This window comes from Bacteroides ovatus, from assembly GCF_001314995.1.
GTDB lineage: Bacteria > Bacteroidota > Bacteroidia > Bacteroidales > Bacteroidaceae > Bacteroides > Bacteroides ovatus.
Genome location: NZ_CP012938.1, coordinates 1,751,033 through 1,775,765 on the forward strand (window position 1 = coordinate 1,751,033; position 24,733 = coordinate 1,775,765).

The following is a 24,733-nucleotide window of genomic DNA, read 5'->3' on the forward strand; positions in this document are numbered from 1 at the left end:
TAGTTTAATGATAAGTGATTACTCAATCCAGGTCACTCTCTACCAGAATAGTACTCCGGAAATGAGTTGTATTTCCCGATTTCGGAACAATAAATGTAATCTTGGCAACCGCTGATTTATAACTCGTATCATCGCCCAACGAAGGTGATATATTATAATTTCCCGGTTTACCGCTTTCTTCTACGGCTTTAAAGTTGTCATCTTCAAACGTTATATTCGGACAAGAGAACTCACCTCCCCAGTCTTTTTGATTATAGAATTTGAATTGAACCCATTTACTGACAATGACAGTCTGCGAGTAAACTGTTTGGGTAGCATCTTCCGATACTTTACGGAAAATAACCGCATTATTAAAATCCCAATCCGGATTATAGTTCCACAATTCCGGGCGACCGATTCCCCAACCATTCACAAACAAAACTTCCGGATAGGAAACATTAGTAGTTAACGGATTTTCCGCACTCTCTACAAAAACAAAGTTGAACATCGTATTCATATATAACGTCACATTACCTGTCTGCCCGATATACATCAACTTATCTCCTTCCAGTTTAAAGAAATCCGGATCAAACTTCAACACATTGAGATCAATCAATTCTGTCCTCACTTCTTCACCGTTTGTCAAAGAAACATTCTGGGCACGAAGTGTATTGCTTACAAAATCATTATCCGACGCATTCTTCTTATACAGCATGAAGACAACATCATTTACCGTCATTTCCTTTTTCAGAGGTGAAATCTCAAAAGAAAAAGCATCGAATACCACCTCTCTCACTTTCTCTTCCGTACTCTGTGAATCACAAAGGGAAACCGGACGCGACGAAGCCAACTCGCAAGTATTCGTACTGGCATCAAATCCCCATACCATTCCTTTCTTTTCCGGCTCGCTATATATAAACACATTTGTATTATTCGGCAAGTCTACAGTAGCCTTATATAAATAAGGAGTTAACGGATTACTTTCATCCCTTTGCAGCACAATTTCTTCCCCTGTTTCACCAACCACTACATATAATTGTGCAAAATCCGGCCTTTCCAATGGAATCTCGTAAGATTGTTCTGCTGTTTTCACATTTTTATTTGTAGCCACAACCTCCAGAGAAGCAAGTTGCTCGCCACACAAACGTCCGAACGGCACTTCGATTTCTTCTTCCACTTTCAATGTCTTTTGATTATTTCCCGGAAGAGTTTTGGAATAAAGCACCGCCTGATTGGCAACCAAGCGTATTTCTACGTGCGACAAGGCATCTGCATCCGTCACCTCCACGTTTAATTTTACCGACCCACCATATTGCAACTGTTCCTGATTCAAGGATAACTTTCCAATGACAGGTGCTTCGGCAGACGGATCGAAAAACATTTCATCCTGATTCTGGCAAGAAACAGCCAGTAACCCGATAAATATATAGAATGAAACAAGCTTATATAAATTCGTTTTCATATTTCTTCATTTAAAGATTAATAAAGGAAGAGGATTAATTATACCCCGGATTTTGAGTTAGGTTCGGATTACGATCCCTTTCTTCCTGCGGAATAGGCATCAGCAACATGTGTGCGGGGAATTTACCCGTAACAGTCGTTTGTTCTCCATCCACAATTTCCGACCACGTCAGACTTGACAGGGTGCTTTGAGCAATTCCATAACGTTTCAAATCAAAGAATCGCTCTCCTTCGTAAGCCAGTTCCAAGCGTCTTTCTTTCAAAAGGAGCCGGGTCAGTTCTTCTCTTGAACTGGCATTCAATTCCTGAAGTCCGATACGGGTACGAATCTTTTGCAGATTGGGTTCCGCTATTGCAGTTGCCGGACCGGACAAAGCATTGACTGCTTCTGCATGCAACAAAACAATATCAGCCAGACGGAAAATATAGATCAAGTCTCCGCAATCCCATCCTACCCGATTCTTTGCCCTGCACTTGTAAGGGAAAGGCAATGTGCGGGTTTCCCATTGTCCATTCTTCAGTTGCGCATAATACTGGTCGAACCAAATATTGTTAATGTCCTCAAAGATGACCGTAGAGTTTTTACGAACCTGATCTCCTTCATCATCAAAAGCTTTCAGCAAACTTTGGGAAGGTGTCAGATATTTACGCCAATTCTGCTCTGTCATGGAAGGAGGCAATAGAAGAACAGGTACGTAATTATTTTCCGTACTGTTGGCGATATACTGTACAGCCAGAATCGTCTCACTATTATTACGATGTTCATCGTCAAACAGATGGTCATACGTATCCACCAATCGGTATACCGGCGAATTCATCACTGCTTCCGAATAGGTCTTCACCTTATCCCATTCTACATTGCCGGGTGCACCTTTCGTTGCATACACTTTTGCAAACAAAGCGTTAACCGCCCCTTTACTGGCAAATCCTCTGGTTTCAGCTTCCGTAGCACGCTTGTCCGGTAAACGGGTCAACGCAAATTCCAAATCTTCAATGATACGTGCATAAACTTCCTCTTCCGAATCGGCACGAGGCACTTGCACATCAGCCGGAGCAGTGCTTCCCGTAGTAGTCACAACAGGCACACATCCCCAGGTCTTTACTAAATTAAAATAATGCAACGCCCGCAAGAAAGAAGCTTCTCCAAGCATTTCTTCACGTTTACTCACTCCGGTAAAAGCTTCCGCGTCCAACAACGGATCATTAATTTGAGGTATATATTTCAAAGCTACGTTACAACGCATAATACTTCCGTAAAGCGACTTCCATGATTTCATAACAACCGCATTACGGGGAGTCAGGTCGCGTAAGAACACATTATTGATATCCACATCATCACCACCACTGTATGCATTATCCGCAAAACAGTCTGCAAGAATCATATAATACCACATATAATATTCTTCATGCCCCTTCTGTATTCCGTCATAGCAACTGATAATCAGTGCTTCCGCATCTTTTATGGAAGTAAAAGCATTGGCTTCGGTCAGTTCTCCCTGCGGTGTTTCTGTCAGGAAACTATCACAGGAGGTCAGCCCTACATTGAGCAGCAAAGCTGCGGATATAAATATAGAATATATCTGTTTCATGTCTTTTTTAGATTTAATGAGTTGAACAATGCTCAAAATACAATAGTAGCTCCCAGAATATAAGTTCTTGCATGGGGGAAGACACCCTGGTCGATTCCCATAGCCGAAGAACTGCCTCCACCGATATTCACTTCCGGGTCATAACCTCTGTAATTGGTAAAAGTCACCAGGTTATCCCCTGATATATAGACCGTCACTCTGTCCATCAAAGCCTTCCGGGTCAGCGGACGCGGCAAAGTATATGACAGTTTCACATTTTTCAGTTTAAAGTAAGATCCGTCTTCTACAAAACGGGAAGAAATAGCCGGGTATTTATCTTTCTCCGCACGGGGCACAGTAGTGTAGTCTCCCGGATTACGCCAACGCATCAGGACACGGTCGGACTGGTTGCGGGAGTCGAACATTCCTTCGGTAAACATACGGGTGGCATTATAAATATCATTCCCGTATGAACCCTGAAAGAAGAAAGACAGGTCAAAATTCTTATATGAAAAAACATTGTTGATGCCATACAGAAATTTCGGCTGTGCACAACCTAAGATCCGGCGGTCTTCATCTGCACTCAAATCTTCTTCATACACTAACATTCCGTTAGCCTTTTCGTACATCATACGTCCGTTTTGCGGGTTTACTCCTGCTGCCTGAAAACCATAAAAAGAACCTAAAGCCTGTCCTTTCTGAATGATAGACACATTTCCGGAGATTTTCTTATCAAGTGATCCGGTAAAGATAGCAGGACTTCCTGCCATATCTGTCACCTCATTCTTATTAGTGGAGATATTAAAATCTGTTGTCCATTTTAGTTCTCCGGTCAGATTACGCGTGGTCAGTTGGAACTCCAATCCTTTATTTACCACGCTACCTACATTTTGCATACCCGAATCGAATCCGGAAGTTTGAGGCAGCTTTACCATTAACAGCAAATCGGTTGTTTTCTTATAGTATGCATCGGCAGTCAACGTCATTCTTCCATTAAGGAAAGAGAAGTCGAGTCCCACATTGGTCTGGGTAGTTCTCTCCCAACGCAACTTATCATTCCCTATCTGGCTCTGATAATATCCTGGTAAAATAATGCCATCCATATTATAATTGGCTCCGATTCCATAAATCCCATAAGAACTATAATAACCCACCTGGTCATTACCAACCTGTCCCCAGCCGACACGCAGTTTCAAATCACTCAACCAATCCAATGGTTTCATAAATTCCTCCCCAGTCAGTCTCCATCCCAAAGAGAAAGAAGGGAAATACCCCCAACGGTTGTTCACTCCAAACTTGGAAGAACCGTCAGCACGGAAATTGACAGTGGCGAGGTACTTATTCTGGTAGTCATAGGTCACTCTCCCCAATACAGAAGCATTGGTAGATGCACCATAATCTTCACTTGGCTTGTTTAATACAGTTCCGGCGTTCATAGAATGTATTTTATTATCAGAGAATCCACGTATAGAACTGTTTGCCGATTCTCCCACATAGCGGGAAGCCACAAACCCCGCCAAAGCCGAGAAACTGTGATCTCCTATCTTCTTAGTATAAGTCAGAATTTCTTCGTTGATCCATTTGTAATTTAACGAAGTGTTATAACTCGCTTGTCCCTGCTGGTTACGTCCCCAAGCTGAACTGAACGGGTCCAGAAATTCTTTGTACCGGGAAGCACCCATTTCGATGCCCATGCTTGTTTTTAACTTCAGATCCGGAGTAAAAGAAATCTCCGCATAGAGGTTACCCAACAATTTATGATATACATAATCACGAGTATATGACTCTACCGCACTTAAAGGATTCTCCAAAGAAGACAAAAACGGTAGCGTAGGAAATGTTCCGTCCGCATTATATTTACCTACCACAGATGGAGTGGTGATGGCTTGCAGAATAACGGTCTCGGAATTTCCATCCGAAACATCGACATCATTGATCTTACTGTAACTTAGGTTCGTTCCGATCTTTACCCATTTTTTCAATTCCTGTTCCAGATTGATCTTAAAATTCATACGTTCAAATGAAGATGGTTTTACAATACCATCCTGTTTGATAAATCCGGCTGAAATGTAATAAAGGGATTTTTCGTTTCCACCGGAAATGGATAACTGATAATTCTGCATGGCCGCATTGCGAAACATTTCATCCTGCCAGTCGATATTGGCATTATACACGGAGGTATCCATGGCCGGATACCCCAAATCGGAAAGTAAATCCTGATATTCATCTTTATTCAAAACATCTATTCTCTTGGCACGTTCCGAAAAACCATAGTAGGCATTCAACTCAATTTGCGCTTCACCTTTCCGGCCTCTTTTGGTAGTAATCAGTACTACCCCATTCGCACCTGCATTTCCGTAGATTGCAGCAGAAGAAGCGTCTTTCAATACCGTAATACTTTCTATTTCGGAAGGGTTGATCGTTTTTGTGTCACTGGTCGGCACTCCATCCACCACATACAAAGGTTCGTTTCCTGCATTGATAGACGTAGCTCCCCGGACACGGATAGAGAAACCCTCATTCGGCTTCCCCGAAGGGGTGATAACTTGTACTCCCGCAGAACGTCCGGCAAGTGCCGACCCGAAATCATTCACGGGAATATTTTCTATATCTTTTGCCAGAACAGTGGATACAGCTCCCGTTATATCTTTCTTCTTCTGTACGCTATAGCCTACTACAACCACTTCATCCAGTTTTTTCACATCTTCCTCTAAAGTTACATTCAGCATCCGGTTGTCTCCGATTCTTTTTTCCTGGGACAGATAACCGAGAAAAGAGTATTGAAGTACTTGATTAGGATGATCGATTTTGATTTCGTACTTACCATCCATATTGGTCACCACTCCATTATTACTTCCTTTCACCATCACACTGACACCTATCATCGGTTCGCCGGAACTATCCGTAACTTGTCCTGTCACGTTTCTGGCAGTAGCCCCCTGTGTAGATTCTGCGTCTTTCTGCCTGACATTCTTGGAGATACGGACAGTTTTGTTATTGATATCGAAAGAGACATCCTGCCCCCGAAACAGATTATTCAGTACATCTTCGATCTTTTGTTGTTTGGCGTCTATTGAAACTTTTCTTTTTGTATCAATATCCGGTGTTCGAAGAACAAACGTGTAGTTGTATCGCTTATTGATTGTTTCCAACGCCTCACCAATTGTCTTATTTTTGAGACTAAGCGTGATAAGTTCTCCATTATTCTGCGCCAATACCGGATTCGTCCAGATAAATAGCGCCAATAGAATTGGTAAAAGATTGCTAAATAGCTCTCTAAAATGAGCCGGTTTTTCATGATATTTCATACCTTTGGCAATGATCTAAGTTAATAATTAATTTTGTTAACTGATTTCCAAAACGGGAAAGTGTCGCAACCACTTTCTCGTTTATTTTTTTATTTGTTTATCCATCCATTCCGCACATGTATTTTAAGGTTAATAACTGGGTTGTCTATCTCGTCTTTCTTGAAATTTCAATAATATCCTGATCTCGCTTGATACATAATTCATTGTCTATATTCAATGCTTCGAGCATCTCATCCAAAGAAAGTCCCTGGGCAAATGTGACAAAGAAAATTTCTTTGAGTAGCGCTTTATCCCTTATCACAATCTGAACATTGAACAGACGTTGAAGTTCCGTTATAATCTCTTGCAGTGTCTTGTCTCTGAATGTATACTGTCCGTTTCGCCAGGATTGATACCCATCGACGTCAAACTTTTCAAGTTTAACTTGTTTTTTATCCAGTATAGCTTTCTCACCCGGAACAAGGAAAATATCCTGCTGATTTAAATCTCCCTTCACCAACAAAGAAATACTTCCTTCAAGCAGTGTGGCTTCCGTGCCTTTATCTTCCGTATAAGAACGTACATTAAATCTTGTTCCATGCACTTTGATGCTTAAATCTTTTGTATCTACAATAAAAGGACGTTCCGGATCTTTTGTCACTTCCAGAAAGGTTTCTCCGCTAACAAATATCTGGCGAACTTGGGTAAACCATTCGGGATAGATAATATGTGTACCGGAATTCAGCCAAACTTTACTCTGGTCGGGCAAAATAACTTCTTTCTTTTGCCCATATTCGGCATAGACTTCTATCCAGTTGACTTGTGATTCCTTGTTATCCAGATATAGATAAAGAGTAGCTCCCAATAAAGGAATAAACAGAATAGCTGCAACACGTATCAGATAATGTATTGTTCTCGTGAATGTACTCTTTTGAGGAGACGGAGCTACTCCACCAATAGCTTCACAGACCTTCACAAATGCAGAAGAGGTCATTTCGCGGTCACAGGCTACTTGAGACGATTCTTTCCAAATTTCTTGCAATTCCTGATCGAATTCCGGTTTAGACTCATTCTCTATGAACCATCGTCCAAACGCACTTGAAGTGATATCCTTCTTCAAGTTATAGAAATAGTCTTTCAATATTCCGGGAGGTAAGAGTTTCATTTTTCTTCGTATTATCTGGTTATATCTGATATACGGAAGCTAGAAAAAGTACACCCAATGCTTTTTCGACTTTAACATTTATAAACTATTAATTGGGAATAGAGGTGTAACAAAAAGTAGTATGGCAGAGCGGAAAAATTAAAATCAGAGAGAAAGAATGAACAAAACAGCAATCCAATAAAGAAATCCTCCCAGTTTTTCACGAAGTATATGCAACGCTATATTCAGATGGCGTTCTACCGTGCGTTTGGATATTCCTAGTTTAGAGGCTATCTCATCATTAGACAATCCTTGCAAACGACTCATGACAAACACTGCACGACGCTGCGGAGGCATATTATCCACTTCTTTCATCACCAGTTCTTTAATATGTGACAGATCATAAACACTTTCTATCATTTCATCTGTATGATCGCTATCCTTCAGATATGAAATGCTTTCCAAAGGTTCTGAAATGACTAAGGAACGGAAATAATCTGTTATCTCATTCTTTGTGATGGAATACAAATAGTTATTAAACTTCCGTTCGCAATCAATCAATTCTCTTTTTGTCCAGACCTTGATAAATACATTTTGAGCTATATCATCGGCAACAAAAGAATCTTTCACTATCCCCAATGTGAAGAAACGCACTTGAGAATAGTAACGATCGAAAAGAAGTTTAAAAGCATTTATATCTCCGGAAATCATTCGAGAGATAATATGACTCTCATTTTTCATAAACAGTTAGTGCAATATTGCAGATTTTATTGTCTCATACTTCCCAACATTTCCATCCCTTATTAGCACAAATGTACACCACATATGTCCGTACATTATAATTAGGAAACTTTTTCTTAGTGTCTTCACCGTATCTTTTCACCTGTTCCACGTGCTCGGGAAGAGGCTCGGAAAGCGCAAGCATCTTTTCAGCTTCTTTCATACAATAATATTTAAATTCGACCACACGATCATCCGTATAGTAATCTGTACCGGGAATACCGGTCATTTCAAAGTCTGATCGGCCTACTGAATTATTCTGTTCGATGGCAAAGGTATAACAACTACTTAAATAACGCGATACCAGTTCGTAGAAAGAACACCGGATAAAGTTTTCATTGATCTTATCAAAAACTTGTGCTGGAAATTGTCCCAAATATTGTTCGAAATAATTCTGAACGAGTGGTTCTAAGCTTCGATTGGAATCATAGTGCCGATACACAGGAACATAACGTTGTGCATTGCCTTCTATTTTGTTCAGTTGATTATAGTAGTCCATGTATACACTACGCATCGTCATATTAGGCAATGTGGTTACAAATTTATCCTTCAACGTCGTCATTCCCAAATAAAACAAACTAATGGGATAAAACTCTTTATCAAAAAACTTTTTCTTATTAAACTTACTAGCAAGATCAGCCACATTATAAGGCAATTCATCGTCAATTACCAATGCATCCAACATCGTTTTCGCATTATCCAGCGAAAGAGTCAACCGACGAATCCAATGAATGTCAGTACGTAGATTTTCATCTACCAATTCGTCCGGAATACTACCGGCATTGGCTGCAAATTTCTTGAAGAAGTAAGTAAGGATAGTGGCATTGAATAACCGATCTCCATTCGGACGGAAACGATAACCATCATAGTTACTCACTATTAGTTGCCATATTTCGTCAAAGCGATCCTGTCCTGTAGAATACTTATCAAGCACATAACGTAGATATGTTTCAGTTTCTTCGTATGTAAACCCAAGCATATTCAGGAAATTAGGCTCAAGAGTCAATATCTCTGCAATATTATATCCACTAGTCAAATCATCCATAGTGACAGGCAGCACACCTGTACAAAAACAAGTACGGATACTACCTTCACCAATACCTTTTTTAATTACTTTAAAAAAAGTACGCAGAAAGCTGTCATTAGTAGTAACTTCTTCATAGAGTGGATCATTATAGGCAGTAAGTAATTGATTGGTGAAATTATCATATTCATCAATCAAAATATAGACTTTAGGCAATTCGTGAGAGCGGGCGTAAGTAAGCACTTCTTCCAGCATTTTAGATGCATCGCCACGATTGCTAAATTCAAAATCACCAAACAAATCACGATTATGTGCTACCATTACTTCTACCGGACCGCAATTCAAGTCATTAAAATTCTGTGCCAGCCCTTGAATATGGTCTGACATTACCATTGCGGAGAAGTCATAACGGATTATCATATAACGGTTATGTTCTTTTGTCGGATGGTTTCCAATCCACGTGTCACCAAACAATTCTTCAAACCGATGCGCTTTCGTACGGTCATAATAGCAAGCTAGAGTAGAGACTAACAAACTCTTCCCAAAGCGACGGGGACGCAGAAATACAGGAGCCTTATAATCTTCAAGCTTAGCTATATATTGGGTCTTATCTACGTAATAAAAACCACGTTCACGCATTTCTATGAAATCTGCTACTGCATAAGGAATTGTTATACTTGCCATAATCCTACTATTTTTTCTATAGACAAACAAAGGTACAAAATTGTTAGCAATAACAAGAAGAAATCTTTGAATTGATTGTTATTACTCTTGTTGCCAAACATAAAACACGGTTCTTCCAGCTCCACGTTTACGAAGAATCCCTTTCTCAATGAAAGTATTCAAATCATCTATTGCTTTCAGCCGGGAAAGTCCGGTCAGGCTACTATATTCCAATCGGGTAATACCACCATTTTTCCTTAGAAATTCCTGTAAAAGCTGTTGGCGTTGCTCCATAGAAAATTCCACTTTTTGAGAAGAGTGTTTGGATTTATCCACACGTTCCAACTCTATTTCACGCTTAATCTTCCTTTTGAACTCTTTGGAAGTGCGCAAATGCACGTTATCAAAACAGATTGATTCGGCACGAATCTCACGTTTAGTCATTACTTTATGCGTACATTTCAAAGAGATGCTAAAATGCCCGAGTTCGCCAAGTTCTACGATATATCCCTCTGCTAACGTTTCGGCTAGTTCATCCAATACAACTCCTACTACCGCATCTATCACGTTATAGTTAAAAGTCTGGGAAGAACGAGATACACGTTCCATGAATTCTTTCTTCGAGTAAGTTCCATTTGGAACGATACGGGCATGCAAAGGCTTTTGTTCTCCGGTACAATCAGGATCCGGTGTTTCATACAAATCATATTGAGCACTCATAAGTATATCTTTTTATTAGTTCATACATTTATTACTTTCACTACGTATATTTAATCGCCTGTTCATTGAACTTTAATCTTCAGTTCATATAAAAATAATCGTCTGACAGCTGTATCTTTTTCGTCTGACAGTTGTCAGACGGAAAGATAACAGTTGTCAGACGAAAGTTCAACAGCTGTCAGACGATTAATCTATCGCATACAAAGGTATAACTTTATGCGATACGACCTTTAAATCTTAGGAGGAAAAAGACAATTCCTCCCAAGAATTTAATCACCCAACAGTAATTTAGTCACAGCGGCAGTATTCAATGCCCATTCACGAGTATATATCTCGTCCGCTTCCGGAATATCAACTAACTTCAATCCCTGTGCCTGTGCTTTGACAGCTAACAGTTCACCAACAGTTGTTTTCGCTTCCAGCTTATCCAGATACTTTTCAATGGTCTGTGTATCCAAAGAAAGAATCGTCTGTCCACCAAAAGGTATTTCCAGCCAAACGATTTCCCGTTCTTTCACTTTCAGAACTCCGAAAACAAGCCCTTTCTGCAAACTTTGGGAAATACGTACCTGATGTTGTACGCAAGAAGGATCGTAAGCTACTCCTGTTCTTTCCGATATCTTCATTGGATAGGCAGAGTTCATCCAACCTACCACCAGATTAGGAGAGATAGTCCCGTTGCTATATGCATTGCAAGTGAAAGCGACATATTCCGCACCTACACGGTTCAGTTCATTCAAATCCAGCTCGATATATTCAGCAGTACCTTTCTTATTAGGAATACTTCGGATATCCCCGCTATGTTTAGCGCCAATAGCTTGCAAGTTGAAGAAGGAACAAACTTCTGTTGTGGAAGGCAAAGTGATATGACAACTCAAGTCCATGTCAAGATGCTGTGCCGGAAGCCCTTTTCCCCACTGCATAAACAATCGCACTTTATCCCCCTCTACCGGGAAACGCGTTCCCTGCAAAGCACAGGAAGTATCCTGAATTGTTTCGCTACGATCGCCGATAGCCAACGGAATATGGAACAACATAGGGTCAATATACATACTTTTGTTTTCACTTTCGACAGTTGCACTGGCGAAACGGGCAGCTACGACTTCCTTACACAAATCCTGTACATCCTTCACCATCGCTTTTAGCTGATCCTCCATATACAGACCCACCAAATAATGTGGTTCTATCAAAAGAGCATTCCCCCCTAAAGGTTTCACCATTCTCTTACGTCCCGGTTCAAAGTAGCTCTCCGCATACATACCCAAAGTAACTACCAAACGTGCCGGCAACAAATGAACCACTTCTTTAAATGCAGCCAACGTCTCTTCCGCTCCGAACCAAAGCATATTCGCAAATAAAGAACGTGCAAACATACCCGGTCGCTGCTTTAACAAAGCAAATGTCTGTTCCGCATCCGCCTTCAAACGGTTGCGCTCCACTTCTCCCTGCCAAACGGTATATGCCTCGCGGTAGAATATATCCATCAATTCCTTCAAATTTCCGAATTCCGGCTTACGGGCATATTCCGCCAGACGCAACGCACGTATCATACGTACCCACATCTCTCTTTTCGGATGCATGATTTCGCAAGCCTTCTCCGGAGCCATTGTCAGGTTGTTCAACCAAAGAGCTACCATTTTACATTCACGACGCGTATATTTCAACTTCAACTCCTCACGCTTCGCTTGAGCTGCCGAACGACTTTTATCCAAAACTCCACATATATGTGTGTTGTTTCTACCTGTTTTACGGATAATAGTCTTAGGCTCTATGATTTGCAGGAATCCGGTTTTCTTATACCACAGATAACGCAATATATCATTCGGAGTAGAGAAATAGATTTGCGCTTCCTGCGCTCTATCCTGTTCCACCAATGTATCTATCACCAACATCAATGTCTCCTTCATTTTGATTCCGACTGCCGGTAACGGAAGTTCGCCAAGCATTATTTTCAAGCTATCCGCTTGTGTGGCATCAAGAGCTGTACGCGATTCAAGCAAGTCACAGAAAAAAGCATTCAGCTCCTTGTCCTGCCAAAGTTCCAGCACTTTCAGTTTACTTCCCTGTCCGAAATATTCCGTAGTAGCCGTTTGGAACGGGGTTCCGCAGAACGGACAACCATTGTATCGTTCCATAGGGAATGTATTATCAGGGATCACGTGTCCGCAAGGTAGTTTAACGCCTTTCTGGCTATTAAACAGGTTAGCGATCCATGTAACCAGATGATCCAAGCGCGTTTCTCCGGTAGGTACATCCCACCCTTTCACCAATGGAGCCCAGTTTAGCGTCACGCCCAATGCTTCTTTCATCACCTGAAGAATCATCATCTGTTGAGCCGGATATAACTGATTAACGGCATGCAGCAGTTCTTCGGACAAGCTATATCCTACTTTACGGAGTTGGGCTACCAATGCAATGGTAGTCGAAGTCAACTCTTCCTGCTTTTTCTCTTCTTCTATCAAAGGCAAATAGATTGCATTCTGCCTGATAGACACTTTCAACAAATCTTTATTCATAACTTTGTTTTTTTAAGTAAGGTAATCGGAAGACTGTGAATCAATGGAGCATTCCTGCGGTTTTGAAGTAAGTCTTCCTTGACCTTAGTTGATAAAAAGAGGTAGAACAGGCCGGATTCGAACCAGCGTTATCCACCGTTAAGAAGTAAGCCCCGGTTGACCTCATTTCAGATAATCCCGAAGCTGCTGTCCTACCTCTATATTTATTTTTTGTGGAGCAGGCCGGAGTCGAACCGACGACCATCACAGGATAGAAGTAAATCTTAATTGACCTTTTTCATCAGGATAATCTCAAGATTATGTATGATGCTCTACCCACTGAGCTACTGCCCCTTTACGAAACAGGAAAACTGATAATCGTATGAGTCAATATCTTAACAGGATGTATGGAAGTAACCCGTACTTGACCTGTTTTCTTGTTTCTTCGACAAAGATAGATGCAGTGGTGCGCAGCCTTTTTGCGCAACTAAAACTTTTTTGCTCTTTTAAAGAAAAAAATAAATTCCAATACCTGCATCGTTTAAATAGAAATCAGCGATTTGCCTTACGATTCTTTACTTCTTCTACAAGTTTTGTAAAGGACTTCTCCTTTTTACGTTTCTCATGTTCGGAAGCTGAAAAGTGCCACGCTTCCCGGCGAAGTTTCAGATAGCTTGCATAAACTTTATAATCTAACACACCGCTATTGACTGCTTCTAAAACAGCACAACCCGGTTCGTTGATATGCTTGCAATCTTTGAAACGGCACGATTCTGCATAGTCAGAGATTTCAAGTACTTCGGCCAGTGAGTCTGGATTGTCGATAACCAAGCCAAATTCACGCACACCCGGAGTATCGATTAAAACACCCGAATCATTCATCAATACCATTTCCCGACGGGTTGATGTATGCCGGCCTTTTCCTGTGGACAGGCTTATATCGGAGGTAAGCAACACAGATTTTTCACAGAGTGCATTTACCAGAGAACTTTTCCCGACACCCGAAGAACCGACAAACACAACAGTTTCTCCCTCTGATATGGATTCCCGCAACCGGAGAATCGTTTGGGGTTGATGAATGCTCGTAAAAAATACGGGTATCTGATTGGAGATATGATTTATTTGTTCTTCAACACTCTGCCTGTCAAAATCTAAATCGGATTTATTAAGTACCAATACAGGCTTGATGTTTTCTTCTAATACCTGAACCATAAAACGTTCTACTCTGCGGACATTGAAATTATCGTCAAGACTCTGCACAATAAATGCTTTATCGACGTAAGAAGCAATGGCCTGCTTATCGGCAACTGTACCACTTTTCTTGCGATACAATGTCCGCTCACGAGGTAGCATATAGACAATAATCCCTTTATTCTCATCAAATGGTTGAAAAAGCACCCAATCACCCGTACAGGGTAATTCAGCATCAGATTTCCCATACATCATGTTTCCCGTGAGTTCACACTGAAACAATCCGTTTTCGGAAACGACCTCGTAGCAGGTACGATGTACTATGGATATACGTCCATGAGGAAGAGTGCTGTAGAGTGATTCTTGTTTTAGTTGGCTTAGTTTATCATTCCAGCCATACCAGTTTAAATTAAAGTCGAATTTGTGAATTGTTTGATTTTCGTTATTCATGATCTTAATGTATACAGCGTACACGTTACAAAGCACCACGATGCTTTTAGCACCCTTGTACGCAAGTTAAAAATTGAAATTATAAAGACATAAAGAGTACTCCCGGAAGGAATCATCCGAGAGCAAACGAAAGGACAATCTGTATCAGAAACACAGATTGTTTACTAAACCAAATCCGATTTATTATTTCTTGTCATGCGACAAAGATAGACTATTTTTATTTAATGGCAAAACGAGCCATCATTTCATACCGTAGCTTGATAACCCGGTACTGCTCGGTAGCTGCCGCACCCATGCTTACATTGCTCTGCGCTTCGAAAGGAAGATAACGGCTTATGTTATTATCGGCAGGTTCGATGATACGAATCACTTCACCCAACTGCTGCCCCATCGCTTCCACCAGATAAGATGCTTTCTCACGGGCAGCCTTCAGTGCTTCAATCTTACCTTGTTTCCGATACATTGGCAAATCCTTATGTTTGAGTTCTCCGATGCGCATGGACTCAATTCCCCACGTATTGACTGAACGAATAATAGAGTTAATCTGCTCAAAATCCGTAAGCCGGATATCCAATTGCTTACCTATCAGAAACTCCTTTCCTCTCTGACGCCAATAATCTCCTATTTCCTGTGTGCGGATAGCATCATCCGTTATTCCTATTTTGCGTAAACTTTTACGCAAATCTTTCTCTATCATTGCCAATGGCACTTTCGTATGAAAATCTTCTTCTTTTTTTGATTTACCGGTGTATTCTTCTTGCCAATACTCCTTAATCTGAACCAGAAAATGAATCTCATCCGGAACGACTTCTATTTCAGAAGAACCGGTCACTTCAACGTATCGTCCATCACTTTCCTGTGCATTCACAACGATACTCCAAGTAAACAAAACAAAAGCTAATAAACATACCTTTTTCATATCTTCCATCTTAATAGTACAACCTCTTTTACAGAATGCGAATTATCATTTCACAAAGCTATTAAAAAAAACTGTAAAACCGATTTTATCCCAAGAAATCAATCAGGCTTTTTCGATCCATCAAAATAGTATCGCCATTCTTTACCTTACACTTGGAAGATGTTTTGCCGGAAAGTAAAGAAATATACCCTTTTTCAAACAGCAGCTTCAAGCGGGTACTGGAAAGAGGCAGACATCTTTTTATCAATGAGGATAATTTAAGGCTCAAGTCGAAATCACACTTGACTTGGATACTTATGATCTCACTACTCATATTCAGGATGTCTTCTAAAGAGACGGTATTTATCACCTCATATTCAACACTGTCATAATCTAATTGAAGATTATTCCTACTTGCCACTCCGGCAGAAAAGGCATATTGCCAGGCAACTTCCCTGTCATTCATAGAAAAGCTGTGAAAGAGCTTTTTATCAATCAAGTCGGGTTTAGTTCGTGACAACAGAGTCATATTACAAGTGTTATCACATTTCACACATCTATAAATCAGCCAGACATCAATGTTTTTCTTCTGTGCATTCATCCTGAACTTATCACTGCAATAAAAGCGGTCACTATCACAGTGACTGCATTTCTTAATTAATAAGGGGCAATTCTTCACCCTTATCTCCCATGTAAATGTTGTTTCCATAACTATACAAAAGCGATTATCTTTCTTTGTGAATCAATTATATTTCTCCGCAAAGTTGGATAATAGCCATTTGTATAATTCACAAGATGTCACAAGACGCCCTGAAATTTATCTGTCAAGCTCATCCATCATCTTTATAATCTGTTCTTTCAACTTATCCAGAAATTGGGTTCTGCTTTTCTTTCTATTCCTGATTTCCAAGAATATACGATAAAAATCACCTATCTCGATATTAAACAGTGTTTCGCAACAAAAAGCAATGTCTTTCAAACTCGTATTTCCATTATTAAAGCATTTACCTGCATACAAGGCATAGATAAACTCAACCAAAGCAACTTTACTGTCCGTCCATTGCAACAGTTTACTGTCTACAATGGAAGTGAATTTAAGATGAAGTTTCTCTGTCAGTTGCTCTATTTCTTCCGACACATATTCTATCAAACGATTATTCGCCAAAATTTCTGCAACACTCGAATCATGCAAGGTGGTAAAAGAAATATCTCTATCCAGTAGATGACAATGTATATCAGAAAGAATATCATAATTCTCCCGAATGAAATAGCGGCTATCAAGCTCTGTCCGACCGACACGATAATATTCATAAAAGTCATTATTCAAAAATAATTTTTGCAGGTTCTCCAATTCAATCTTCAGATATCTGCATTGGGATGACAGAGATTTGTCGATACGATTCTTTTCAATCTGATACAAACGGACATAAAACATCAACAGACCGGAAATCTGCGGTTTCGATACTTTAAAGAAAAGAATCTCTTCTTCAGCACTTCGAAACTGATATCCGGCAACAGCTGTTTTCAGCGAGGTCAGTGAAACCTGTACGACACCAATGATCTGCCTGATTCTATCCAAAGGATCAACCGTCTGAAGCTCAATCCTTTTTATTTCTTCTTCTATGTTCAGCTTACTATTTCTTACGAAATTTTCCATTCATTCTCAACGCACCCACCACTCCCATCTGATTAGCATAAACCGGACTAAAAGCCTGAATACCTTAATTGCATCAGTTTTGAAAAACGATGCAGTGAATAATAAAAATGATAAAATGAAAAACCTGTTCAAGTATAGAACTACTCAAACGAAAGAAATTAGCCTGTGGTTTATGAGGCTAATATTAAGCTATAACAAATTTAAGAATTGTGCCCAAAATCATTGCTTTTAGAATTCAGATGCAAATATAATTGTTTTTTTAGGATGACATGAAGTTTATATGAATTTTTGAAATAAACTCACCAGAAGTATAGAAAAATAGTATCTTTGCCTCCGACTTTTCACAGATACTGTGAGAAAGCAATTCTTTTAATTATATAAATAAAAAAGACTATGATCAGATTAAATGTTTTTGTTCGTGTAAACGAATCCAACCGCGAAGAAGCGATAAAAGCGGCAAAAGAACTGACTGCCTGTTCTTTAAAAGAAGAAGGATGCATTGCTTATGATACTTTCGAAAGCAGCACGCGTCCTGACGTTTTCATGATTTGCGAAACTTGGCAGAATGCCGAAGTATTGGCAGCACACGAAAAATCTCCTCATTTCGCTCAATATGTAGGTATCATTCAGAAATTGGCTGAAATGAAATTGGAAAAATTTGAATTCTAAATGAATTACGAGGCTGTTCGAGAACAGCCTCATTAAATCCGCTATTCCTCTATCTTTCCGAGTAGAATTAGTCGAGTTTCTTATGGATAAATGTTCCTTCAATCCAATAAGTTGCGTGATTCGATTCAAATTTCAACAAGACATAGCCGGGATCAGTGGGACCACCGGGAAAATGATCGATAAACCAATCCTGCCAAAGTTCCTGCTTCATCTTTTCGTCAGTTACAACTTCCACTTTCCCCGTTAACGCCACGCTGTCTCCTTTATCCTGAAAGCATAATCCTGCTTTCGGATTCGATAAGAAATCAATTGTTTTTAGTGAATCTGCTCCGGTAGACATCCAGATAGTGGAAATTCCTTCTGCCAGGATTTTGCTCATCGGCACAGGACGGGGATAACCTTCTTTATTCACAGAAGCAAGGGTAACTACTTCACATCTCTGCAACAATTCTGTTGCTTTCTCTTTCATTGTTTTTGTGGTCATAAATTGATTGTTTTTTATTAACCTTGCAAAGGTAACGGCATATCTTCCCATTCTATTGTAAAAAAGCGACTTTTACCTAATCTATCTTTGTGGTTCGATATAAGTAAGTGTGGTTTCTTCCGGAACGGTTAGGGAAAGAAAAGACGCAGGAGTATTGCCGGACATCGACTTAATCTCTTTTGAAAAATGCGCTAAATCATAGTATCCTGCATCAACTGCCGTAGTCAACAGATTGGCTGATGTTGTGGTTCTCAACAATTCCACAGCATTCTTAAATTTAACAATACGGCTGTATTCTTTAGGAGTAAATCCGGTATAATGCTTGAACTTTCTCTCAAAATGACGCTGACACAAACAGACATCATCCATCAAGCTGCGAACTGAACGTTTTCCTTTGGAATGATTAATCATGTTCACTGCCATAGCGACATGAGAATCGGCAGGCTGATAATGACGCGCCAAATATGCCAGCAAATATTCTTCCACTACTCGTATTCGATCTGTGACATGCTTCTGCTCACCTAATTTTTCAATAAAAGTGTCATCAAAAACAGCCTTCATCTCATTAGTACTGACTCTGCTATTCACAAATTCGTGTAGAGGCAGGTTTGTAAAGCAAGACAAACCACAAGGTAAAAAACGAACGCCAAACATGTGAATCGATTCTGTATAAGTGACGAGTTCCGAATATTTTGTCATAGGTCCTACAAAATAGGAACGATAGGGTTGCATAATCAGACTCCCTTCTTCAACAGCATTAGCCACCTCTCCCAGCGTAAATATAAAATCGGTACAACCATCCGGCAGAATATGGATGCGCATACCATAATCCGGATTGCCCTTAAACTCCCAATAGCTATCAATGTAGGGAACAAGTAAATGAGAAGGCTGATATTCTGTATACATGGATCTATTTTGTACGCAAATATAGCGAAAATAAATTCTAATCAACGATGCGTCCGTTTGCCTTTGCCTTTTGAAGCCATTCAGGGACAATTTCTTCGAGAAATTTATCTTTGCCTACCTTTTCGGCAGCCATATCCAAACCGATATATTGCTGCGCCTTTTCTTTCGTTGTGATATCCGGAAGCGGAACATCACCAGTATATCCGTACGTTCAATTTGAAGGGGTCACTTTCAGCTGGACAAAAGGGATCAATTTAGATTGGATTCAGGGGATCAATTTGATTTGGACAGGAGGGGGCAAATGGTCCCGGATTTTCCATTTTGTCCATGCCTTTGGTTTATGTCGAACAAAAATAGTGTAAATTCTTTAAAAGAAGAGTTTTTTATTGGAAATGTTTCCCCAAAGTCCATTTTAATTCAATTTTTAGTAAAAGGTTTCTATTTGCCAATCCTGTTACTATATTTTCTCCAACCTCATTTTTTATGCTATATTTGTATCCGAAAAAATAATAGAAACGATGATAAACTTTGCAGCTATCGACTTTGAAACAGCCAACGGCAAACGTACCAGCGTATGCAGTGTTGGGGTTGTCATCGTAAGGGAAGGAAAAATAACGAATAAAATCTATCGTCTGATCCGTCCCCGCCCCAATTATTATACGCAATGGACCACAGCTGTTCATGGCTTAACTTACGACGACACGATGGAAGCCGACGAATTTCCGGAAGTATGGGCGGAAATCAAACCATTGATAGACGGTCTGCCACTTGTAGCGCACAACAGTCCTTTTGATGAAGGTTGTCTCCGGGCGGTTCACGAATTATATGACATGACTTATCCTGATTATAAGTTTTATTGTACTTGCCGTACTTCGAGGAAAGTCTTTGGAAAAGATTTGCCCAATCATCAGTTGCATACGGTAGCAGAACGATGCGGATATCATTTAGAGAATCACCACCACGCACTGGCAGATGCAGAGGCTTGCGCACAAATAGCTTTACTTATTATTCCCGAACCGAAAAAAGAAAGAAAAACAAAGAAAGCTGATAAAGATATACATGTTGGAGATTTATTCGCTTCACTTATTCCTCAACCAGTGAAAAAGAGCAAATGAAAAACACTACAACTATTATTTCAATCAATAATAGCCGTAGTGTTTGATAATAAAGTGCTAACTATGTACTTCGATTAGAGGATAGATTTTGCAATACCCATTTCCAAGCCGCGAAGTTCAGCCAATCCGCGAAGACGGCCCAGGCAAGAATATCCCGGATTCGTTTTCTTTTTCAAGTCATCAATCATTTGATGTCCGTGGTCGGGACGCATAGCGATAGAGCATTTACGACGCTGTTGTAGAAGAATAAGGCTCTTCATTACGTTGTACATGTCTACATTTCCTTCCAAGTGATTAGCTTCGTAGAAGTTTCCTCCCTCGTCACGTTGTGTACTGCGCAAGTGTACGAAGTTCACACGGTCGCCAAAACGCTCCATCATACCTGCAAGATCATTGTCGGCACGCACACCGAAAGAGCCTGTACACAAGCAGAGGCCATTAGATTCGTTAGGTACGGCTTCAATCAATTTCTTGAAATCCTCTTCCGTACTCAAAATACGAGGCAAACCTAAGATGGTATAAGGAGGATCATCCGGATGAATCACCAGTTTCACTCCTACTTCATCGGCAACAGGAGCAATTTCTTTTAAGAAAAAAATCAGGTTGGAACGAAGCTTCTCTGCATCAATATCGTCATAACGATCTAATGCTTGCTGAAATTGTTCTACTGTGAAACTTTCTTCCGAACCCGGAAGTCCGGCAATCATATTACGAACCAACAATTTCTTGTCGTCTTCGCTCATCTGCTCAAAACGAGCTTTCGCTTTAGCTATTTCTTCCGGAGTATAGTCTTTTTCAGCATTCGGACGTTTCAAGATGAAAAGATCGAAAGCTACAAAAGCTGCTTTTTCAAAGCGGAGTGCTTTAGAGCCGTCCGGCATTGTATAGGCAAGATCTGTGCGGGTCCAGTCCAATACAGGCATGAAGTTATAAGTAACTACCATCACGCCACACTTCGCCAGATTACGGATACTTTCCTTATAGTTTTCGATGTATTTCATAAAGTCGCCCGTCTGTGTTTTGATATGCTCGTGTACAGGTACACTTTCTACCACAGACCATGTCAGACCCACTTCTTCAATCATTTGCTTACGCTTCATGATCTCTTCTACTGTCCACACTTCACCATTTGGAATGTGATGAAGAGCATTTACTATACCAGTAGCGCCTGCCTGCTTAATATCCCACAAGCTAACCGGGTCATTAGGACCATACCAGCGCCAAGTTTGTTCACATAAATACATATTATTCTTTCCTGATTACAAGTTACTAATTATGATTAAAAACAGAATGATACCATCCCAATATTAGATAGAGAATGCATCAAATCCACCGTCGATAACAGCTACTGTACCTGTTACGAAATTAGAAGCATCGCTAATCAAATAATGGATTGTTCCATAAAGGTCTTCCGGTTCACCGAAACGGTTGAATGGAGTATGAGCGAGAATGGTCTTTGAACGATCGGTCAGAGAACCATCCGGATTAGTCAATAACGCACGATTCTGATCGGTCAGGAAAAATCCCGGAGCGATGGCATTTACACGCAGACCGTTACCGAATTTCAAAGCCAGTTCGCCAGCCATATATTTAGTAAAGTTGGCAATAGCTGCTTTTGCCGCACCATAACCTACCACACGGGTCAATGGACGAAGAGCCGATTCAGAACAGAAGTTTACAATAGAACCTTTCTTCTGTTCTACCATAATTTCAGCAAATACCATCGTAGGCAATACTGTACCGAAAAGGTTCAAATCCACTACTTTCTTGAATGCGTCAATCTGTAAATCGAAAAAAGTTTTATCCGGAGCAATAGTTGCACCTGCCATGTTACCTCCGGCAGCGTTCAACAATACATCAATACGGCCATAAGCCTTCATGATTTCCACTTTGTTGCCTTCCAACACTTCTTTATCCATCACATCCGTGTAAAGGAACATGGCTTCATTTCCTTCGGCTTTGATACTGTCTACCAATGCTTTTCCTGCTTCTCCACTTCTGTCGAGCACAACTACTTTTGCACCTTCCTTTGCGAGATACGCAGCAATACCTTTACCTAAAATACCAGCTCCACCGGTGATAACAACTACTTTGCCTTTTACGTTAAATAATTCATTCATGGTTCTTACAAATTTATATGTTTATAATTTATTGTTCAGATAATATTTCAGATTCTCTTTGAGAAGAATATCGATAGGCATCAAATTAACCTTTTCACTGCCCTGTTTGAACAACAGATGATTACACAATGATTTAATACCATCATATCCCTGACGCTCCGGACGCTGCGCAATCAATGCGGTTATGACACCTTCGGAAAGCAACTGTGTATTTCTCCCGATAAGGTCATAACCAACCAATTTAACAGACTGCATTCCTCTCGCTTTCAGGTAATTCCCTAAAATATAACAAGTTGAATTGAAGATAACAGCCCCATTTATATTTGGATTAGCTTCAAATATTTCATCCAGTTTCATGAAGTTATACACTGAATCATTTATTTTCAACTCCACTTCATGCAGATTTCCGTTGAACCCTGTTTCCGTGAGATAATGGCAGAAACCTTCGCGCCTGTTCTTTCCCTGATTAGAGTCATTCTTCCCACTATGAATAATTCGCGCCATCAATATATCGGAAGACGAAGAAAGCCGGTCCATCAACAATCTGGCAGCAATCACTCCGGCATCATAAGACTCCGTTCCGAAATAAGCCAGTTGATGTTGCCCTCCAATGTTGGAGTCAACATACACATAAGGTATTTCATTCCTGTCAAGTTCCTGCGAAAGCCGGATAACAGAATCCGTAAACAAAGTCGCAATCAATACACCATCTACTTTCTCATTCAGCAGATTACGGATGATATCATCAAAAGTCTTGTTATTATATTGATCGAAAAAGAGTTTGGTAATGGTGATGTTATACGATTCCATTTCCGACGCTGCTTTATCTATACCTTCCGAAATAGCTTCCCAATACTCTCCCTGAACAAAAGAAGGAGTAATCGCTAGAAGATGATATTGCTTTTTGGAGGCCGCCAATGAACGTGCCATCAGATTGGGCTGGTAATGTACCATCTCCAGAATCGCCTGTACCTTTTTCCTATTTTCTTCAGATACCCTACCACGATTATGGATTACACGATCTACCGTGCCAACAGAGACACCTGCCATCTTAGCAATGTCTACAATCCGAATATTTGAAAACTCTTTATCCATTTATTGATAAGTATCTTGTTTTTCATCGACAAAAGTAAAATGAATTATTGAATTAAGCAATAGTGTGTGCGCACACACATAACATACAATAAAGAACATATTATTAATAATCAGCTAGTTAACCAGAACAACCAGGAAGTATACATGTTGTTAAACATAAGAAAAAGTAAAGATAGTATAGAGAAAAAAGCATTTATCAGATGAGAAATCAGAGGGAAAATAGCTTTTGATTCTTGAAGGAAGTGAAAATAATGGAGAAGACACACCAATATGTGTTCGTGCACACATCATTCAAATAGTGACTGATAAGGCTAGAAATAAAAGATTAAACGTATATAAAATAAAACAGGTAACCGATTCTATTTAAATCGATTACCCGTTTTGGAGTTCTTATTTCCCCCACTTATCTTTTGCTTTTCCAGCCACTTTATCGGCTTCATCTGCTACTTTATCAGCAATTTCCGCACCGGCTTCTACTGCTTTAAGTCCAAGATCCACTGCTTTTCTTTCAGCATGAGCAGCAGCTATTTCAGCATCACGACCTATGCGATGGATAGCATTATAAATTTCACTTTCTAATTGTTTTGCTTTTGCTGTACGTGAAAGACGATAAGCTACTGCGCCAAGGATTGACCCAATTCCGAGTCCAATCCAGAAATTTCCATGTCTACATTCCATAATCAAGTTCTGTTTTTAGGATTAAAAATAAATTATATAAATATCTATTTAGATTTCGAGAATAAAGAAGCAATCCACAATACAAGGATAGCTCCTACGGTGGAAGTTATCAAACTTCCGATCAGTCCTGAAGCTGCCAGTCCGAAAAGGGCAAACACCCAACCGCCCAGTACACCTCCAAGAATACCAAGTAATAAATTTATAACAAGACCAAAACCTCCGCCGCGCATTATTTTACCTGCGAGGAATCCAGCCACAATACCAATAACGATATACCATATAAAGCCCATATAATCCTCCTTTTTTATTTAACAACAGTAGGTATGAAGAATAGTTCAGTCACTCAAAA

The 24,733-nt window shown here is 40.1% G+C and carries 21 protein-coding genes, 1 tRNA gene and 1 pseudogene; 2 read left to right on the plus strand and 21 right to left on the minus strand.

Going from position 1 to position 24,733, the window contains the following annotated elements:
- Positions 1 to 22: 22 nt before the first annotated feature.
- The 13 genes from Bovatus_RS07150 to Bovatus_RS07205 form a co-directional block, all read right to left on the minus strand.
- Positions 23 to 1,441: a DUF5121 domain-containing protein gene (locus Bovatus_RS07150; RefSeq protein WP_004297100.1), complete on the minus strand. Its 1,419-nt coding sequence runs from the start codon at positions 1,439 to 1,441 to the stop codon at positions 23 to 25.
- Positions 1,442 to 1,475: 34 nt separating this feature from the next.
- Complete coding sequence (locus Bovatus_RS07155) at positions 1,476 to 3,029, minus strand: RagB/SusD family nutrient uptake outer membrane protein (RefSeq protein ID WP_004304085.1); 1,554 nt, start codon at positions 3,027 to 3,029, stop codon at positions 1,476 to 1,478.
- A 32-nt stretch (positions 3,030 to 3,061) separates the two neighbouring features.
- Complete coding sequence (locus Bovatus_RS07160) at positions 3,062 to 6,316, minus strand: TonB-dependent receptor (RefSeq protein WP_004297102.1); 3,255 nt, start codon at positions 6,314 to 6,316, stop codon at positions 3,062 to 3,064.
- A gap of 145 nt (positions 6,317 to 6,461) precedes the next feature.
- Entirely contained in the window at positions 6,462 to 7,460 is a 999-nt protein-coding gene (locus tag Bovatus_RS07165) for a FecR family protein (RefSeq protein WP_004297103.1), read from the minus strand.
- Between the two features lie 144 nt (positions 7,461 to 7,604).
- Entirely contained in the window at positions 7,605 to 8,180 is a 576-nt protein-coding gene (locus Bovatus_RS07170; RefSeq protein WP_004297104.1) for an RNA polymerase sigma-70 factor, read from the minus strand.
- 34 nt (positions 8,181 to 8,214) lie between these two features.
- Positions 8,215 to 9,927 (minus strand): ATP-binding protein, encoded by a 1,713-nt coding sequence (locus Bovatus_RS07175; RefSeq protein ID WP_004297105.1) that lies wholly within the window; start codon positions 9,925 to 9,927, stop codon positions 8,215 to 8,217.
- A gap of 81 nt (positions 9,928 to 10,008) precedes the next feature.
- Positions 10,009 to 10,626, minus strand: coding sequence for an HU family DNA-binding protein (locus Bovatus_RS07180; protein ID WP_004297107.1), 618 nt, complete (start codon positions 10,624 to 10,626; stop codon positions 10,009 to 10,011).
- A 269-nt stretch (positions 10,627 to 10,895) separates the two neighbouring features.
- Positions 10,896 to 13,142 (minus strand): hypothetical protein, encoded by a 2,247-nt coding sequence (locus Bovatus_RS07185; RefSeq protein ID WP_004297108.1) that lies wholly within the window; start codon positions 13,140 to 13,142, stop codon positions 10,896 to 10,898.
- Positions 13,143 to 13,355: 213 nt separating this feature from the next.
- Positions 13,356 to 13,475: transfer RNA gene (locus Bovatus_RS25375), tRNA-OTHER, on the minus strand.
- Positions 13,476 to 13,673: 198 nt separating this feature from the next.
- Positions 13,674 to 14,762 carry a ribosome small subunit-dependent GTPase A gene (rsgA, locus tag Bovatus_RS07190; RefSeq protein WP_004297109.1) on the minus strand — a complete coding sequence of 363 codons (1,089 nt, stop codon included), beginning with the start codon at positions 14,760 to 14,762 and terminating at the stop codon, positions 13,674 to 13,676.
- Between the two features lie 217 nt (positions 14,763 to 14,979).
- The gene (locus Bovatus_RS07195; RefSeq protein WP_004321318.1) at positions 14,980 to 15,681 is read right to left on the minus strand and encodes an SIMPL domain-containing protein; all 702 of its coding nucleotides are present in this window, start codon (positions 15,679 to 15,681) and stop codon (positions 14,980 to 14,982) included.
- 85 nt (positions 15,682 to 15,766) lie between these two features.
- Positions 15,767 to 16,369 (minus strand): DUF1062 domain-containing protein, encoded by a 603-nt coding sequence (locus tag Bovatus_RS07200; protein WP_004304101.1) that lies wholly within the window; start codon positions 16,367 to 16,369, stop codon positions 15,767 to 15,769.
- A 108-nt stretch (positions 16,370 to 16,477) separates the two neighbouring features.
- Entirely contained in the window at positions 16,478 to 17,317 is an 840-nt protein-coding gene (locus Bovatus_RS07205) for an RteC domain-containing protein (RefSeq protein WP_004297112.1), read from the minus strand.
- 393 nt (positions 17,318 to 17,710) lie between these two features.
- Between Bovatus_RS07205 and Bovatus_RS07210 the strand changes: the two genes are divergently transcribed.
- Entirely contained in the window at positions 17,711 to 17,986 is a 276-nt protein-coding gene (locus tag Bovatus_RS07210) for a putative quinol monooxygenase (RefSeq protein WP_004297114.1), read from the plus strand.
- 67 nt (positions 17,987 to 18,053) lie between these two features.
- On the opposite strand, the gene Bovatus_RS07215 is transcribed toward Bovatus_RS07210, so the two are convergent.
- The 3 genes and pseudogenes from Bovatus_RS07215 to Bovatus_RS25155 form a co-directional block, all read right to left on the minus strand.
- Positions 18,054 to 18,470 carry a pyridoxamine 5'-phosphate oxidase family protein gene (locus Bovatus_RS07215; protein WP_004321324.1) on the minus strand — a complete coding sequence of 139 codons (417 nt, stop codon included), beginning with the start codon at positions 18,468 to 18,470 and terminating at the stop codon, positions 18,054 to 18,056.
- 81 nt (positions 18,471 to 18,551) lie between these two features.
- A complete protein-coding gene (locus Bovatus_RS07220; RefSeq protein WP_004297116.1) occupies positions 18,552 to 19,376 on the minus strand; it encodes an AraC family transcriptional regulator in 825 nt (274 codons plus the stop codon).
- Between the two features lie 37 nt (positions 19,377 to 19,413).
- Positions 19,414 to 19,584, minus strand: a pseudogene (locus tag Bovatus_RS25155) (ammonia-forming cytochrome c nitrite reductase subunit c552); the annotation flags it as partial.
- Positions 19,585 to 19,894: 310 nt separating this feature from the next.
- On the opposite strand from Bovatus_RS25155, the gene Bovatus_RS07225 reads away from it, so the two are divergent.
- On the plus strand, positions 19,895 to 20,491 hold the full coding sequence (locus tag Bovatus_RS07225) for a 3'-5' exonuclease (protein ID WP_004297119.1): 597 nt from the start codon (positions 19,895 to 19,897) through the stop codon (positions 20,489 to 20,491).
- A 74-nt stretch (positions 20,492 to 20,565) separates the two neighbouring features.
- Here the strand turns inward: Bovatus_RS07225 and uxuA are convergent, their stop codons facing one another.
- The 5 genes from uxuA to Bovatus_RS07250 form a co-directional block, all read right to left on the minus strand.
- Complete coding sequence (gene uxuA / locus Bovatus_RS07230) at positions 20,566 to 21,735, minus strand: mannonate dehydratase (protein ID WP_004297120.1); 1,170 nt, start codon at positions 21,733 to 21,735, stop codon at positions 20,566 to 20,568.
- 63 nt (positions 21,736 to 21,798) lie between these two features.
- Entirely contained in the window at positions 21,799 to 22,611 is an 813-nt protein-coding gene (locus tag Bovatus_RS07235) for an SDR family oxidoreductase (RefSeq protein WP_004297121.1), read from the minus strand.
- A gap of 21 nt (positions 22,612 to 22,632) precedes the next feature.
- On the minus strand, positions 22,633 to 23,706 hold the full coding sequence (locus Bovatus_RS07240) for a LacI family DNA-binding transcriptional regulator (RefSeq protein WP_004297122.1): 1,074 nt from the start codon (positions 23,704 to 23,706) through the stop codon (positions 22,633 to 22,635).
- Positions 23,707 to 24,096: 390 nt separating this feature from the next.
- Positions 24,097 to 24,384: a YtxH domain-containing protein gene (locus Bovatus_RS07245; protein WP_004297124.1), complete on the minus strand. Its 288-nt coding sequence runs from the start codon at positions 24,382 to 24,384 to the stop codon at positions 24,097 to 24,099.
- Positions 24,385 to 24,428: 44 nt separating this feature from the next.
- A complete protein-coding gene (locus Bovatus_RS07250) occupies positions 24,429 to 24,674 on the minus strand; it encodes a GlsB/YeaQ/YmgE family stress response membrane protein (RefSeq protein ID WP_004297125.1) in 246 nt (81 codons plus the stop codon).
- Positions 24,675 to 24,733: the final 59 nt, after the last annotated feature.